Genomic DNA, 14026 nt, shown 5'->3' on the forward strand with positions numbered 1-14026 from the left:
TCTATGGCAAGGAAAACAGGGTTTACTGGTTACTACGGGTACTGCTATTGCTACTGAAAAACGTCGTTTCTGAGCTTCGCTGCATCCGTGCAACCTCACGCAGCTGGTCCATTCGCTGCTGATGTCTGGCATTCAAAACCGCTTGCTGCTCGGGCGTTAGCAGATGGAACATCTGGTTGCGGACCTTCGCCATCTCTACCTGGCGGGCAACCTGTTCCTGTGCCATTTTTTCGGCCTGAGCGCGAACAGCGCTTTCGTCAAAATTTTCTGCGGTGACAAGGCGATGCATTGTCTCCATTTCGCTAACATTAACAGGGGGCTGGTCGTGTCGTGCCCTCTGCATCAGATCTCGCATCTGTTGACGCTGATGTTCGGTTAAACTTATGCCGTCAAACATATGGCTTTGGCTGCTGTTCTGCGTTGCGCCCTCTTGTAAGGGACTGTTATCGCTGATGATAGCTTCAGCAGCCTGGCTAAACGCACTGAACGCCAGCGTTGAGGCCATGACGGCAGCGGTAACTTTGCGCATCACTTGCTCCCAAAATCTTTCGTGTCGCGATTCAACGAGAGACAGTCTACGATTCAGGCTGCAAACATGCGTCAGGGGGTGTAAAACAACGTAAAGTCATGGATTAGACAGCCTTGATGTCGTAATTTCTGCCTCGGAGGTATTTAAACAATGAATAAAATACTGTTAGTTGATGATGACCGAGAGCTCACATCCCTTTTAAAGGAGTTGCTCGACATGGAAGGTTTCAACGTCCTGGTTGCCCATGATGGCGAGCAGGCGCTGAGTCTCCTTGACGACAGCATCGATTTACTTTTGCTCGACGTGATGATGCCGAAGAAAAACGGTATTGATACGTTGAAAGAGCTTCGCCAGACACACCAGACTCCCGTTATTATGCTGACCGCGCGCGGCAGCGAACTTGACCGCGTACTCGGCCTTGAGCTGGGCGCGGATGACTATTTACCGAAGCCGTTTAACGACCGTGAACTGGTTGCCCGTATTCGCGCTATCCTGCGTCGTTCCCACTGGAGCGAGCAGCAGCAAAATACCGACAACAGCTCGCCTACTCTTGAAGTCGACTCTCTGAGCCTGAACCCGGGCCGTCAGGAAGCAAGCTTTGATGGCCAGACGCTGGAACTGACCGGCACGGAGTTCACCCTGCTGTATCTGCTGGCGCAGCACCTCGGCCAGGTGGTTTCGCGTGAACATCTAAGCCAGGAAGTGCTGGGCAAACGCCTCACCCCGTTTGACCGCGCCATCGACATGCACATCTCTAACCTGCGCCGTAAGCTGCCGGAGCGTAAAGACGGTCACCCATGGTTTAAAACCCTGCGTGGTCGCGGTTATCTGATGGTTTCCGCTTCATGATAGGAAGCTTAACCGCCCGCATCTTCGCCATCTTCTGGCTGACGCTGGCACTGGTTTTAATGCTCGTTTTGATGTTGCCAAAACTCGACTCACGCCAGATGACGGAGCTTCTCGACAGCGAGCAACGTCAGGGCGTGATGATCGAGCAGCACGTGGAAGCCGAGCTGGCAAACGATCCGCCAAACGATTTAATGTGGTGGCGCAGGCTGTTTCGCGCTATCGACAAGTGGGCGCCGCCCGGACAACGCCTGCTGCTGGTGACCAGCGAAGGCCGCGTGATTGGGGCCGATCGCAATGAAATGCAGATTATCCGCAACTTCATTGGCCAGGCGGATAATGCCGATCATCCCCAGAAGAAGAAATATGGCCGCGTAGAGATGGTAGGGCCTTTCTCCGTCAGGGACGGAGAGGATAATTATCAGCTCTATCTGATCCGTCCGGCGAGCAACTCCCAGTCTGATTTTATCAACCTGCTGTTTGACCGCCCTCTCCTGCTGCTGATTGTCACCATGCTGGTCAGCTCGCCGCTGCTTTTATGGCTGGCGTGGAGCCTGGCAAAACCGGCGCGTAAGCTGAAGAATGCCGCCGATGAGGTGGCGCAGGGTAACCTGCGACAGCACCCTGAACTGGAAGCAGGTCCGCAGGAGTTCCTTGCCGCCGGAACCAGTTTTAACCAGATGGTGAGCGCCCTCGACCGCATGATGACCGCTCAGCAACGTCTGCTGTCGGATATCTCGCACGAGCTGCGTACCCCGCTTACGCGCTTGCAGCTTGGCACCGCGCTGCTGCGCCGCCGCAGCGGTGAGAGCAAAGAGCTGGAGCGTATTGAAACGGAAGCGCACCGCCTGGACAGCATGATCAACGACCTGCTGGTCATGTCGCGCAATCAGCAGAAAAACGCGCTGGTCAGCGAAACGGTGAAAGCGAATCACCTCTGGCACGAGGTGCTGGACAACGCGGCGTTCGAAGCGGAACAGATGGGTAAATCCTTTACCGTCAACTTCCCGCCGGGCCCGTGGCCGCTGTACGGTAACCCCAACACGCTGGAAAGCGCGCTGGAGAACATCGTGCGTAACGCTCTTCGCTACTCGCATACGAAGATTGAGGTGGCGTTCTCGGTGGATAAAGACGGGATCACCGTCATTGTCGATGATGACGGCCCAGGCGTGAGCCCGGAAGACCGCGAGCAGATTTTCCGTCCGTTCTATCGTACCGATGAGGCGCGCGACCGGGAATCGGGCGGCACGGGACTGGGTCTGGCGATTGTTGAAACCGCTATGCAGCAGCACCGCGGCTGGGTGAAAGCCGACGATAGCCCGCTGGGTGGGCTACGGTTAACGCTTTGGCTACCGTTGTATAAGCGTTCGTAGCTGTTAGTGCCGGGTGGCGGCTTCGCCTTACCCGGCCTACTTTCTGCGGAGGACTATTTTCCCCACAATCTCCGCGAATTATCCTCGATCTTGCTGCTTAAACGCCGCTTCTGCATCGTTCTTGTCCAGCTGATGGATAACCCCGCCGCCGACAGCAGGCGGTGATACTGCTCGTCGTCAAACGGCATATGCCAGGCAATGGCGCAGGCGTCATAAACAGACACATCGCTCAGGCGCGACGCCAGCTCAAGCGGCGCGTCCGCTGAAACCTGCCCAGCCAGCACCACGCGATACAGCCAGCCAGTTTTACCCGCTTTTTGCAGCTGGGCCGACATATCCTGAATTCCGAAATGGTAGTTGAGCTTGAAGCACGGCGAGCGTGGCTGCGTCACCTGAATCAGAGCATCGCCCCAGCGGTAGATATCACCGATAAACACGTTCTTTTCGGTGAGCCCTTCGGTGGAGAGATTCTCGCCAAACGCGGGAGCAACAAAGAGGTCCGCCTGCTCGGGAAACTCGGTTTTCCAGTGCTGATAGTGTTCGCGCGGGTAGTGGCACAGCGCGCGATCGGGCCCGCCGTGGATTTTCTTTTCGGCCTGCTCGTCACCCGCAAGCCCGAGGTCGGTTAACGTCAACTCACCGTCGACCTGAATTTTGGCGATGGCACTTGGGCGGCTGCCGTCGTACTCCCTTACCTTGCCTGTAAACACGTTCACCGGGTAATGCATTGCTGCCTCCATTACGCAGATACAAAAAAAGCGAGTCATAAGACTCGCTTCTCACAGGCGTCAATGCAACCTTATTTTTTAGCGGCGAAACGCGCTGCTGCTTCGTCCCAGTTCACCACGTCCCAGAAGGCTTTGATGTAGTCCGGACGACGGTTCTGGAATTTCAGGTAGTAAGCGTGTTCCCACACGTCCAGACCCAGGATTGGGAAGCCGGATGCGCCAGAAATCGCTTCACCCATCAGCGGGGAGTCCTGGTTAGCAGTAGAAACCACCGCCAGCTTGTCGCCTTTCAGAACCAGCCACGCCCAGCCAGAGCCGAAACGGGTTGCAGCGGCTTTTTCGAATTCCGCTTTGAAGTTGTCAACGGAACCGAAGTCGCGCTCGATAGCCGCTTTCAGGTCGCCCTGCAGGGTGGTACCGGTTTTCAGGCCTTTCCAGAACAGGCTGTGGTTAGCGTGGCCGCCAGCGTTGTTACGCAGAACGGTTTTCTTGTCCGCTGGCAGCTGGTCCAGCTTGGTGATCAGCTCTTCAGCAGACAGGTTAGCGAACTCTGGCAGGCTTTCCAGCGCGGCGTTCGCGTTGTTCACATAGGTCTGGTGGTGTTTAGTGTGATGGATTTCCATCGTCTGCTTGTCGAAATGCGGTTCCAGTGCGTCGTAGGCATACGGCAGGGATGGCAGTGTATAACTCATAATCCTCTCCATTATTGTCGGGCGGCACAGCTGTTAATGCCGCGTAAGCAGTTGGTTCATTATAGTTAATTAAATGATATTGAAAATGATTATCAATGCCGTAGTTTTTATAAGGTTATTCGTTTTTCGATTAATCGAGAAATTGTGAGTCTGCTCACGCGGTTAACGTGCTGATTGCCATCCAGAACACATCTGCGGCAACCTTCTGAAGGTCTCCAAACCGCCTAATTTTTACACTCCTCAAGTCGGTGGGAAGCCACTGACGATAAAAACGATGAGGGTGTAAAAATGAATCATGCGATTACGATGGGTATCTTCTGGCATTTGATAGGCGCTGCCAGTGCAGCCTGTTTCTATGCTCCGTTTAAAAAAGTGAGAGGCTGGTCATGGGAAACCATGTGGTCCGTTGGCGGTATCGTGTCCTGGCTGATTTTGCCCTGGACCATTAGCGCCATGCTGCTGCCCGATTTCTGGGGCTACTTCTCCTCCTTCAGCGCCGCCACCCTGCTGCCGGTGTTCCTGTTCGGCGCGATGTGGGGCGTCGGCAACATCAACTATGGCCTCACCATGCGTTATCTCGGCATGTCGATGGGGATTGGTATCGCGATTGGCATCACGCTGATCGTCGGTACCCTGATGACGCCAATTCTCAACGGCAACTTCGACGTGCTTATTAATACTCAGGGTGGGCGGATGACGCTCCTGGGCGTGCTGGTGGCGGTCATTGGCGTAGGAATTGTAACGCGTGCGGGGCAGTTGAAAGAGCGCAAGATGGGCATTAAAGCTGAAGATTTTAACCTGAAGAAAGGTCTGCTGCTGGCGGTGATGTGCGGCATTTTCTCGGCCGGCATGTCGTTCGCGATGAACGCCGCCAAACCGATGCACGAAGCGGCGGCCGCGCTGGGCGTCGATCCGCTGTACGTTGCGCTACCAAGCTATGTCGTGATTATGGGTGGCGGCGCGATGGTTAACCTGGGCTTCTGCTTCATTCGTCTGGCAAAAGTAAAAAACCTGTCGGTAAAAACCGATTTCTCGCTGGCAACATCGCTCATCATCACCAACGTGCTGCTCTCCGCTCTGGGCGGCCTGATGTGGTATTTGCAGTTCTTCTTCTACGCCTGGGGCCACGCCAGCATTCCGGCGCAATACGACTATATAAGCTGGATGCTGCACATGAGTTTCTACGTACTTTGCGGCGGGCTGGTTGGGCTGGTGCTGAAAGAGTGGACGAACGCCGGACGTCGTCCGGTTGGCGTACTGAGCCTCGGCTGCGTGGTGATTATTATCGCTGCCAATATCGTCGGCCTCGGCATGGCAAACTGATTACGTCCCCTTTCGACTGCGATGACGCCACTGTACCGGCGTCATCCCCACCTCGCGGTTAAACACCACTGAAAAGTAGTTACTGTCCTCAAAGCCGCAACTCATCGCCACATCACTGACCATCCACTCCGTATGCTGGAGAAGATATTGTGCATGGCAGATGCGCAGCTGGCGCAGATAGTGGTTCACCGTCATCCCGGTCAGGGTGCGGAAATGCTGGCGCAACGCGCGCTCGCTGCACTGTTCCTGCTCGCAGAATTTCTCCAGTACAAAGTTTTTATTCAGGCTGCCCGCAAGCCGGGTGATGAGCTTATCCAGCAGCGCTTCCTGCGTTGTGGCGGAGGGGTTATCAGTGGCGTAACGATGGCGCTTCAACGTCATCACCAGCTGGGCGAAAAGCAACTCCGCCAGCTGGTTAGCAACGGGGTCGTTCTTCTGGCTCTCCTGCTCCAGTTGAGAAATAACCTGCCGTACCTGAGCCATACCGCTACTGCTTAAGCGCCAGTGCGGAGAACCCTTAGCATCAAGAAAGCCCGGAATGCTCGCGGCCCAGTCCACGTTAAGCTTGAGCCTGTCCGGACAGTAAATAACGTTTTGCAGCACCAGGTCGTTAACCGAGGCGTAGGAGTGTTTATCATCCGCGCGAATGTAGAACAGGTCTCCGCGCGTGATGCGGTAGGGACGGTCGTTGAGGATGTGCAGGCCGTTACCGCGCCAAACCAGCACCAGCTCGCAAAACTCGTGGGTATGTTCGGCAAAGACGTCCTGCGGGTAGCGATCGGCCACCGTGACAGCCTGACTCGCGGAGGCAAAAAAATCATCTTTGCGAAGAATTAACTGAGCAGCCACACCACGACCTCTACGCCGAATAACCTGACACTATTAGCTTTTTTGCGGAAATAAAACGGTGACTGCCCTCGCGTTACTGAAGCATCGCGTCTTTTCCCTGGCGAATATCGCGCGGAGACCAGTTAAATTCCCGGCGAAATAGCGTTGAAAAGTGATTGCTGTCGCCAAAACCGCAGCAATAGGCAATATCCGTGACGCTATCGTCGGTATGACGTAAAAGATGACGCGCTTTGATCAGGCGCAGACGGTTAAGGTAGCGTTGCGGCGTCAGTCCGGTGTGCTGTTTAAGCTGGCGATGCAGGGTACGCAACGACAGGGAAAAATCATCCGCAAGCGTTTCCCAGCAGACATCCTCGGCAAAATGTTCTTCCAGCCAGGCCATCAGATGGTTCAGGCGCGCGTTGTTATCTTCCAGCCTTTCCACCAGGCTGCTGCGGCGCAGCAGCACCAGAAGCTGCATAAACAGCAATTCGCGCGTGGCAATGGCGTGCGTCTCCTGCCCGTCCTCGCTCTTCTCCATCTGGCTCACCAGCTGACGCACCTGCTGCAGGATGGACTGATTCACCCGCCAGTGCGACGGATAGTGTCCGTCTTGCTCCTGGGGCAACAGCTGGCTCAGCCCCGAAAGAAACTGGAACGCGTCCGGGGAACGGTAAAGCACATTCGTCAGACACAGGTTGTCGGTATGTTCATACAGGTGCCGGTCGTGGTCGCGCACGAAGCACACCGTACCGCCGCTGATGGTATAGGGCTGGCCATTGAAAACATGAATACCCGTCCCGCGCTCAACAATCACAATTTCGTGAAAATCATGATGATGCTCCGGGAACGCAGCCTGAGGAAGCCGTGGCTCAATCGCGACAGGCGAACCTCCTGAAGGAAAAAAATCCACGCAGTGCAGTACGGTCATAACGGCCCCCACCAATGAAAAATGTTCTCAAAATAGTAATTAAGGCCTCCCACACTCACCTTCAATTTTTGGCAGTAAACCTCGCAAAAGCTGTCCATTTTTCAAGAAACAGGGGGAAAGATCGGGAAATGCGCTCAGCGTCACACTGCCTGAGCATCCCGTCACTGCTGGAAACTGTGAACGCCCTCACATTCACCTTTGCTTTCTTGCCAGCGCGAGATTTGGCCTGTCAGTGGTGAGAAGGTGACTTTTTCTTCCCTTTTTTACACTCACCGCTAATGACTTAAGAAAGGACCCGACCATGACTTTTCGCCATTGTGTGGCTGTCGATTTAGGCGCATCCAGCGGCCGCGTAATGCTCGCGAGCTGGGACCGTGAGCAGCACGCGCTTTCGCTTCGCGAAATGCACCGTTTCGCCAACTGCCTGCAAAAGCAGGACGGTTTTGATACCTGGGATATCGATGCCCTGGAGGCGGAGATCCGTACCGGACTGAACAACGTCTGCAACGATGGCATTCGCATCGACAGCATCGGCATTGATACCTGGGGCGTGGACTACGTTCTGCTTGATAGCCATGGCGAGCGCGTCGGCTTGCCGGTGTCTTATCGCGACAGCCGTACCGACGGCCTGATGGCGAACGCTATCGCCCAGCTTGGCAAGGACAACATCTACGGGCGCAGCGGCATTCAGTTTCTGCCGTTTAACACGCTTTATCAGCTGCGTGCTTTGGTCGAGCAACAGCCGGAGCTGGTCGCGGACGTGGCCCATGCGCTGCTGATCCCGGACTACCTGAGCTATCGCCTGACCGGCAACATGAACTGGGAATATACCAACGCCACCACCACGCAGCTGGTCAACATCAACTCGGATAGCTGGGATGAACATCTGCTGGCCTGGACGGGGGCGTCGCCTTCCTGGTTCGGCACACCCACCCACCCGGGTAACGTGATCGGTCACTGGATTTGCCCCCAGGGGAACGCAATCCCCGTCGTTGCCGTCGCCAGCCACGATACCGCCAGCGCGGTAATAGCGTCCCCACTTGCAAGCAAAGACGCGGCTTACCTCTCGTCCGGCACCTGGTCGCTGATGGGCTTTGAGAGCAAAACCCCGTACGCCAGCGATGCCGCGATGGCCGCAAACATTACCAACGAAGGCGGTGCCGAAGGGCGCTACCGCGTACTGAAAAACATCATGGGGCTGTGGCTGCTCCAGCGGGTGCTGAAAGAGCAGAACGTTACCGACCTGCCCGCGCTTATCGCCGAAACCGAGAAGCTGAAGGCCTGCACGTTCCTGATCAACCCGAACGATGACAGCTTTATCAACCCGGCGCACATGAGCGCCGAAATTCAGGCCGCCTGCGTCGAGGGCGGGCAGCCGGTGCCGTCGAGCCCTTCCGAACTGGCGCGCTGCATTTTTGACAGCCTCGCCCTGCTGTATGCCGACATCCTCAGCGAGCTGGCGAGCCTTCGCGGAAAACCGTTCAGCCAGCTGCATATCGTGGGCGGCGGCTGCCAGAACCAGCTGCTGAACCAGCTCTGCGCCGATGCCTGCGGCATCACCGTGGTGGCGGGTCCCGTGGAGGCCTCCACGCTCGGGAATATCGGCATTCAGCTGATGACCCTGGACGAACTTTCCAGCGTTGACGACTTCCGTTCTGTGGTGGCGGCTAACGCCAGCCTGACCACCTTCACCCCCAATCCCTGCCGTGAAATTGCTCGCTTTCGGGCGCAGTTTCAGCAAAACCGACTGACTAAGGAGCTTTGCGCATGACAACTCAATTAGAACAAGCCCGGGGCCTGGCTAAACAGCGTTTCGCCGCCGTCGGCGTGGATGTCGAAGAGGCGCTGCGCCAGCTCGACCGTCTACCCGTCTCCATGCACTGCTGGCAGGGCGATGACGTCGCCGGTTTCGAGAACCCAGGCGGTTCCCTGACGGGTGGTATTCAGGCCACTGGTAACTACCCCGGCAAAGCGCGTAACGCGACCGAACTGCGCGCCGACCTGGAGCTGGCGCTGAGCCTGATCCCGGGGCCAAAACGCCTGAACCTGCATGCGATTTACCTCGAATCCGACGAGCCAGTGGCGCGCAATGAAATCAAACCGGAACACTTTAAGAACTGGGTGGAGTGGGCCAAAGCCAACCGGCTGGGCCTGGACTTTAATCCGTCCTGTTTCTCACATCCGCTGAGCGCGGACGGTTTTACCCTCGCCCACGCGGACGACGACATCCGCCAGTTCTGGATCGACCACGTGAAGGCCAGCCGCCGCGTTTCGGCGTATTTCGGCGAGCAGCTCGGCACGCCGTCGGTGATGAACATCTGGATCCCGGACGGCATGAAGGATATCACCGTCGACCGTCTGGCCCCGCGCCAGCGCCTGCTGGCCGCGCTGGATGAGGCCATCAGCGAGAAGCTGGACCCGGCGCACCACATCGATGCCGTAGAGAGCAAGCTGTTCGGCATTGGCGCCGAGAGCTACACCGTGGGCTCGAACGAGTTCTACATGGGTTACGCCACCAGCCGCCAGACCGCGCTGTGTCTGGATGCCGGCCACTTCCACCCAACCGAGGTGATCTCCGACAAAATCTCCGCCGCCATGCTCTACGTGCCGCGCCTGCTGCTGCACGTCAGCCGTCCGGTGCGCTGGGACAGCGATCACGTGGTGCTGCTGGATGACGAAACCCAGGCGATTGCCAGCGAAATCATCCGTCACGACCTCTTTGACCGCGTACACATCGGCCTCGACTTCTTCGATGCTTCCATCAACCGCATCGCAGCGTGGGTTATCGGCACCCGCAACATGAAGAAAGCCCTGCTGCGCGCGCTGCTGGAGCCTGTCGCCGCGCTGAAACAGCTGGAGGCTAACGGCGACTACACCGCCCGTCTGGCGCTGCTGGAAGAGCAGAAATCCCTGCCGTGGCAGGCGGTGTGGGAGATGTACTGTCAGCGTAACGACGCCCCGGCGGGCAGCCAGTGGCTGGACAACGTGCGGGCATACGAGAAAGACGTGTTGAGTCAGCGCGGGTAATTTTGCCCTCACCCTAACCCTCTCCCACAGGGAGAGGGAACTTTTACCCCCTCTCCCACAGGGAGAGGGCCGGGGTGAGGGTTCAACCTCACCGCGATAACTGGAAAATGAAGACTATGCAGACCATCACCACTTCCTGGTTCGTCCAGGGCATGATCAAAGCCACCTCCGACGCCTGGCTGAAAGGCTGGGACGAGCGCAACGGCGGCAACCTGACGCTGCGCCTGGACGACGCGGATATTGAACCGTTCGCGGCCGATTTCCACCAGAAGCCGCGCTATATCGCGCTGAGCCAGCCGATGCCGCTGCTCGCCAACACGCCGTTTATCGTCACCGGTTCCGGCAAGTTCTTCCGTAACGTCCAGCTCGACCCGGAGGCCAACCTCGGCGTGGTGAAAGTGGACAGCGACGGCGCGGGCTACCACATTCTGTGGGGTCTGACCGACGAGGCGGTGCCCACCTCCGAACTGCCGGCGCACTTCCTCTCCCACTGCGAGCGCATCAGGGCGACGAACGGCAAAGACCGCGTGATCATGCACTGCCACGCCACCAACCTGATCGCCCTGACCTATGTGCTGGAAAACAGCGCCGACTTCATCACCCGCAAGCTGTGGGAAGGCAGTACCGAGTGTCTGGTGGTGTTCCCGGACGGCGTGGGCATTCTGCCGTGGATGGTGCCGGGTACCGACGAAATCGGCCAGGCAACCGCCGTGGATATGCAGAAGCATTCTCTGGTGCTGTGGCCGTTCCACGGCGTGTTCGGCAGCGGCCCAACGCTGGATGAAACCTTTGGCCTGATCGACACCGCCGAGAAATCAGCGGAAGTGCTGGTGAAGGTGTACTCCATGGGCGGCATGAAGCAGACCATTTCCCGGGAAGAACTCATCGCCCTCGGCAAGCGCTTTGGCGTGAGCCCGCTGCAATCCGCGCTGGATTTGTACGCATAACGCCTTCGCAGGACAAACGTTGATCGTTAAGGAGAATTATCATGAGCTTTATGTTGGCACTTCCAAAAATCAGCCTTCACGGCGCGGGCGCAATCGGCGATATGGTCAACCTGGTTGCGAACAAGCAGTGGGGCAAAGCGCTGATTGTCACCGACGGCCAGCTGGTAAAGCTGGGCCTGCTCGGCAGCCTGTTTACCGCGCTGGACGCCCATCAGATGTCGTATCACCTGTTCGATGAGGTGTTCCCGAATCCGACGGAAGCGCTTGTGCAAAAAGGAATTTCGGCTTACCGGGACGCGGAGTGTGATTACGTGATTGCCTTTGGCGGCGGCAGCCCGATTGATACCGCCAAGGCGATCAAAATCCTCACCGCCAACCCCGGTCCGTCAACCGATTACTCCGGCGTCGGCAAGGTGAAAAATGCGGGCGTGCCGCTGGTGGCGATCAACACCACCGCAGGCACGGCGGCGGAGATGACCAGCAATGCGGTGATCGTCGACTCCGCGCGTCAGGTGAAAGAGGTGATTATCGACCCGAACATCATCCCGGACATCGCCGTGGACGATGCCAGCGTGATGCTCGATATTCCCGCCTCCGTGACCGCCGCAACCGGTATGGATGCCCTGACCCATGCCATTGAAGCCTACGTATCCGTTGGCGCGCACCCGCTCACCGACGCCAACGCGCTGGAAGCCATTCGCCTGATCAACCTGTGGCTGCCGGAAGCGGTCGAAGACGGTCATAACCTTAAGGCGCGCGAGCAGATGGCATTTGGTCAGTATCTGGCGGGCATGGCGTTTAACAGTGCGGGTCTCGGCCTTGTGCATGCCCTGGCGCACCAGCCGGGCGCGACGCACAACCTGCCGCACGGCGTATGCAACGCCATCCTGCTGCCGATCGTCGAAAGCTTTAACCGCCCGAACGCGGTCGCGCGTTTTGCCCGCGTGGCGCAGGCGATGGGCGTCGATACCCGCGGCATGAGCGATGAAGCCGCCAGCATGTCCGCCATTCAGGCGATTCGCAACCTGAGCGCTCGCGTCGGCATCCCTGCGGGCTTTAGCCAGCTCGGCGTGACCAAAGCCGATATTGAAGGCTGGCTGGATAAAGCGCTCGCCGATCCGTGTGCGCCATGCAATCCGCGCGCCGCCAGCCGTGATGAGGTCCGCGAGCTGTACCTGGAGGCACTATGATCCGCAAAGCCTTTGTGATGCAGGTCAACCCGGACGCGCACGAGGAGTACGCGCGCCGCCACAATCCAATTTGGCCGGAGCTGGAAAAGGTGTTGAAAGACCACGGCGCACACCACTACGCCATTTATCTCGATAGGGCCCGCAGCCTGCTGTTTGCGACCGTAGAGATTGAATCGGAGGAGCGCTGGAGCGCGGTAGCGAATACCGACGTCTGCCAGCGCTGGTGGAAACATATGGGCGACGTCATGCCGTCGAACCCGGATAACAGCCCGGTGAGTACCGAGCTGAAAGAGGTCTTTTACCTGGACTGATGTGTTAACGCTGCTGCCCCCGCGGCGGCGGCGATCTCCTGCCTGCTGCTCAGCGTAAACGCCGACACCACCGTAATCGCCAGCACGAAACAGCCCAGCATCAGATACGTCTCCTGGAAGCCGATCCGGTCATACATATTCCCGGCAAAAGCGGAGAGGAAAATGGCCGCCGACTGCTTGGCGAACTGGAAGCCGATCAGATAGATAGTCGCTGACAGTCGGGTATCAAACACCCCGGTGATGTACTTAAATGCGCCCACCAGCAGGAACGGGACTTCCAGCGCGTGCAGCATCTTGAGGGCAATCACCTCCACGGCGGTGGTGGCGAACGATGAACCGATAATGCGCGTCGCCATAATCACCCCGGCGATCAGCAGCGTGTTCTTCGCGCCGATGCGGTTAATGATCCACGGCGAACAGAACATAATGATGGCGTTACAGATTTCCCCCGCAGTCGTTGCGAAACCAAAGGCGCGGGTTCCTTCCTGCGGCGTGGCGAAGAAGGTTTTAAAGAAGGTGGCAAACTGCTGGTCGAAAACGTCATACACGCAGGCCACGCCAATCACATAGAGGATAAACATCCACATTCTGCGCTGGCGGAACAGGTTGAACACGGTTTTGGCGGTGATTTGCGGCTGGTTCGCGCCCAGGGCATCCATGACCTGCGCCGTCTGGTTGGGCTTTGGCTTCGCCACCACCAGCAGCAGCATCAGCAGCAATGCCGCTCCCGATCCCATCCAGAAAACGTACGACGGATCGATGCCGAACAGGATGCCGCCCGTTGAGGCGCACAAGCCCCAGCCGAGGCAGCCAAACATCCGCGCCTTGCCGTACTCAAAGAAGCTGTTGCGGCTCACGCGCTCAATGTAGGCCTCAATCGCCCCCGATCCGGCCGAAAATACAAAACCGATATACAGCCCGCCGCTCAGCGCGCCCAGCCAGATATTGACTTTCAGCAGCGGCGCGAAGACGTACAGGAAGAACGGCGCGAACAGAAACAGCAGCACCGCGATGATCCACAGAAGGTGTTTTTTCAGCCCCAGCTTGTCCGAAATCACGCCCAGCACTGGCTGGAAGGCGATAGCCGACAGCGAGATGCAGGAGAAGACAATCCCGGTGTGGGTTTTATTCAGGCCGATGATGTCCGACAGCCAAATCGGCAGGAACGGAAAGCAGGTGGCCATAATGAAGAAGTAGAGAAAGAAGAACAGCCCAAAGATCCAGAAGTTAGGGTTGTCTTTGTGGGTACAGGTTGTTGTGTTCATTATTTTTATCCTCAACGGAGGGCCGGCTGCCCGGCC

General features: G+C 57.6%; 14 protein-coding genes. 8 read left to right on the plus strand and 6 right to left on the minus strand.

Annotated features, from left to right (window positions below; all coding sequences use genetic code 11):
* Window positions 1-22 precede the first annotated feature (22 nt).
* Window positions 23-529 (minus strand): cell-envelope stress modulator CpxP, encoded by a 507-nt coding sequence (cpxP, locus tag FOY96_RS21725; protein WP_032662714.1) that lies wholly within the window; start codon window positions 527-529, stop codon window positions 23-25.
* Between the two features lie 150 nt (window positions 530-679).
* Here cpxP and cpxR point away from each other — a divergent pair, with 150 nt between their 5' ends.
* Both cpxR and cpxA read left to right on the plus strand, forming a co-directional pair.
* Window positions 680-1378, plus strand: a complete 699-nt coding sequence (gene cpxR / locus FOY96_RS21730) for an envelope stress response regulator transcription factor CpxR (RefSeq protein ID WP_006179159.1) — start codon at window positions 680-682, stop codon at window positions 1376-1378.
* A complete protein-coding gene (cpxA, locus tag FOY96_RS21735; protein WP_023309731.1) occupies window positions 1375-2748 on the plus strand; it encodes an envelope stress sensor histidine kinase CpxA in 1374 nt (457 codons plus the stop codon). Before cpxR ends, cpxA begins: the two co-directional genes overlap by 4 nt.
* A gap of 53 nt (window positions 2749-2801) precedes the next feature.
* On the opposite strand, the gene yiiM is transcribed toward cpxA, so the two are convergent.
* Entirely contained in the window at window positions 2802-3476 is a 675-nt protein-coding gene (gene yiiM, locus FOY96_RS21740) for a 6-hydroxyaminopurine reductase (protein ID WP_047059165.1), read from the minus strand.
* A gap of 71 nt (window positions 3477-3547) precedes the next feature.
* Window positions 3548-4168, minus strand: a complete 621-nt coding sequence (sodA, locus tag FOY96_RS21745; protein WP_004203668.1) for a superoxide dismutase [Mn] — start codon at window positions 4166-4168, stop codon at window positions 3548-3550.
* Between the two features lie 288 nt (window positions 4169-4456).
* On the opposite strand from sodA, the gene rhaT reads away from it, so the two are divergent.
* Window positions 4457-5491, plus strand: a complete 1035-nt coding sequence (rhaT, locus tag FOY96_RS21750; RefSeq protein WP_039264206.1) for an L-rhamnose/proton symporter RhaT — start codon at window positions 4457-4459, stop codon at window positions 5489-5491.
* On the opposite strand, the gene rhaR is transcribed toward rhaT, so the two are convergent.
* Both rhaR and rhaS read right to left on the minus strand, forming a co-directional pair.
* On the minus strand, window positions 5492-6340 hold the full coding sequence (gene rhaR, locus FOY96_RS21755; RefSeq protein WP_143347714.1) for an HTH-type transcriptional activator RhaR: 849 nt from the start codon (window positions 6338-6340) through the stop codon (window positions 5492-5494).
* 73 nt (window positions 6341-6413) lie between these two features.
* Window positions 6414-7250 carry an HTH-type transcriptional activator RhaS gene (gene rhaS, locus FOY96_RS21760; protein WP_143347715.1) on the minus strand — a complete coding sequence of 279 codons (837 nt, stop codon included), beginning with the start codon at window positions 7248-7250 and terminating at the stop codon, window positions 6414-6416.
* Between the two features lie 301 nt (window positions 7251-7551).
* Between rhaS and rhaB the strand changes: the two genes are divergently transcribed.
* The 5 genes from rhaB to rhaM all read left to right on the plus strand — a co-directional run bounded on the left by rhaB (window position 7552) and on the right by rhaM (window position 12725).
* Window positions 7552-9021: a rhamnulokinase gene (gene rhaB, locus FOY96_RS21765; protein WP_143347716.1), complete on the plus strand. Its 1470-nt coding sequence runs from the start codon at window positions 7552-7554 to the stop codon at window positions 9019-9021.
* Window positions 9018-10277, plus strand: coding sequence for an L-rhamnose isomerase (gene rhaA, locus FOY96_RS21770; RefSeq protein WP_143347717.1), 1260 nt, complete (start codon window positions 9018-9020; stop codon window positions 10275-10277). Before rhaB ends, rhaA begins: the two co-directional genes overlap by 4 nt.
* A gap of 116 nt (window positions 10278-10393) precedes the next feature.
* Window positions 10394-11224 (plus strand): rhamnulose-1-phosphate aldolase, encoded by an 831-nt coding sequence (gene rhaD / locus FOY96_RS21775; RefSeq protein WP_058841949.1) that lies wholly within the window; start codon window positions 10394-10396, stop codon window positions 11222-11224.
* A gap of 41 nt (window positions 11225-11265) precedes the next feature.
* The gene (gene fucO, locus FOY96_RS21780; RefSeq protein ID WP_094935285.1) at window positions 11266-12414 is read left to right on the plus strand and encodes a lactaldehyde reductase; all 1149 of its coding nucleotides are present in this window, start codon (window positions 11266-11268) and stop codon (window positions 12412-12414) included.
* Complete coding sequence (rhaM, locus tag FOY96_RS21785) at window positions 12411-12725, plus strand: L-rhamnose mutarotase (RefSeq protein ID WP_045888508.1); 315 nt, start codon at window positions 12411-12413, stop codon at window positions 12723-12725. Before fucO ends, rhaM begins: the two co-directional genes overlap by 4 nt.
* Here rhaM and FOY96_RS21790 read toward each other — a convergent pair.
* Window positions 12713-13990, minus strand: a complete 1278-nt coding sequence (locus FOY96_RS21790) for an MFS transporter (RefSeq protein WP_094935284.1) — start codon at window positions 13988-13990, stop codon at window positions 12713-12715. The two genes, rhaM and FOY96_RS21790, sit on opposite strands and share 13 nt — an antisense overlap.
* Window positions 13991-14026: the final 36 nt, after the last annotated feature.

The sequence above is a fragment of the Enterobacter asburiae genome (assembly GCF_007035645.1).
Lineage (GTDB): Bacteria > Pseudomonadota > Gammaproteobacteria > Enterobacterales > Enterobacteriaceae > Enterobacter > Enterobacter asburiae_B.

Coding starts and splice junctions, on each gene's coding strand:
- cpxR (WP_006179159.1), top strand. CDS start 680: ATGAATAAAATACTGTTAGTTGATGATGACCGAGAGCTCACATCCCTT.
- rhaA (WP_143347717.1), top strand. CDS start 9,018: ATGACAACTCAATTAGAACAAGCCCGGGGCCTGGCTAAACAGCGTTTC.
- rhaM (WP_045888508.1), top strand. CDS start 12,411: ATGATCCGCAAAGCCTTTGTGATGCAGGTCAACCCGGACGCGCACGAG.
- sodA (WP_004203668.1), bottom strand. CDS start 4,168: ATGAGTTATACACTGCCATCCCTGCCGTATGCCTACGACGCACTGGAA.
- cpxA (WP_023309731.1), top strand. CDS start 1,375: ATGATAGGAAGCTTAACCGCCCGCATCTTCGCCATCTTCTGGCTGACG.
- cpxP (WP_032662714.1), bottom strand. CDS start 529: ATGCGCAAAGTTACCGCTGCCGTCATGGCCTCAACGCTGGCGTTCAGT.
- rhaD (WP_058841949.1), top strand. CDS start 10,394: ATGCAGACCATCACCACTTCCTGGTTCGTCCAGGGCATGATCAAAGCC.
- rhaS (WP_143347715.1), bottom strand. CDS start 7,250: ATGACCGTACTGCACTGCGTGGATTTTTTTCCTTCAGGAGGTTCGCCT.
- rhaT (WP_039264206.1), top strand. CDS start 4,457: ATGAATCATGCGATTACGATGGGTATCTTCTGGCATTTGATAGGCGCT.
- fucO (WP_094935285.1), top strand. CDS start 11,266: ATGAGCTTTATGTTGGCACTTCCAAAAATCAGCCTTCACGGCGCGGGC.
- rhaB (WP_143347716.1), top strand. CDS start 7,552: ATGACTTTTCGCCATTGTGTGGCTGTCGATTTAGGCGCATCCAGCGGC.
- yiiM (WP_047059165.1), bottom strand. CDS start 3,476: ATGCATTACCCGGTGAACGTGTTTACAGGCAAGGTAAGGGAGTACGAC.
- FOY96_RS21790 (WP_094935284.1), bottom strand. CDS start 13,990: ATGAACACAACAACCTGTACCCACAAAGACAACCCTAACTTCTGGATC.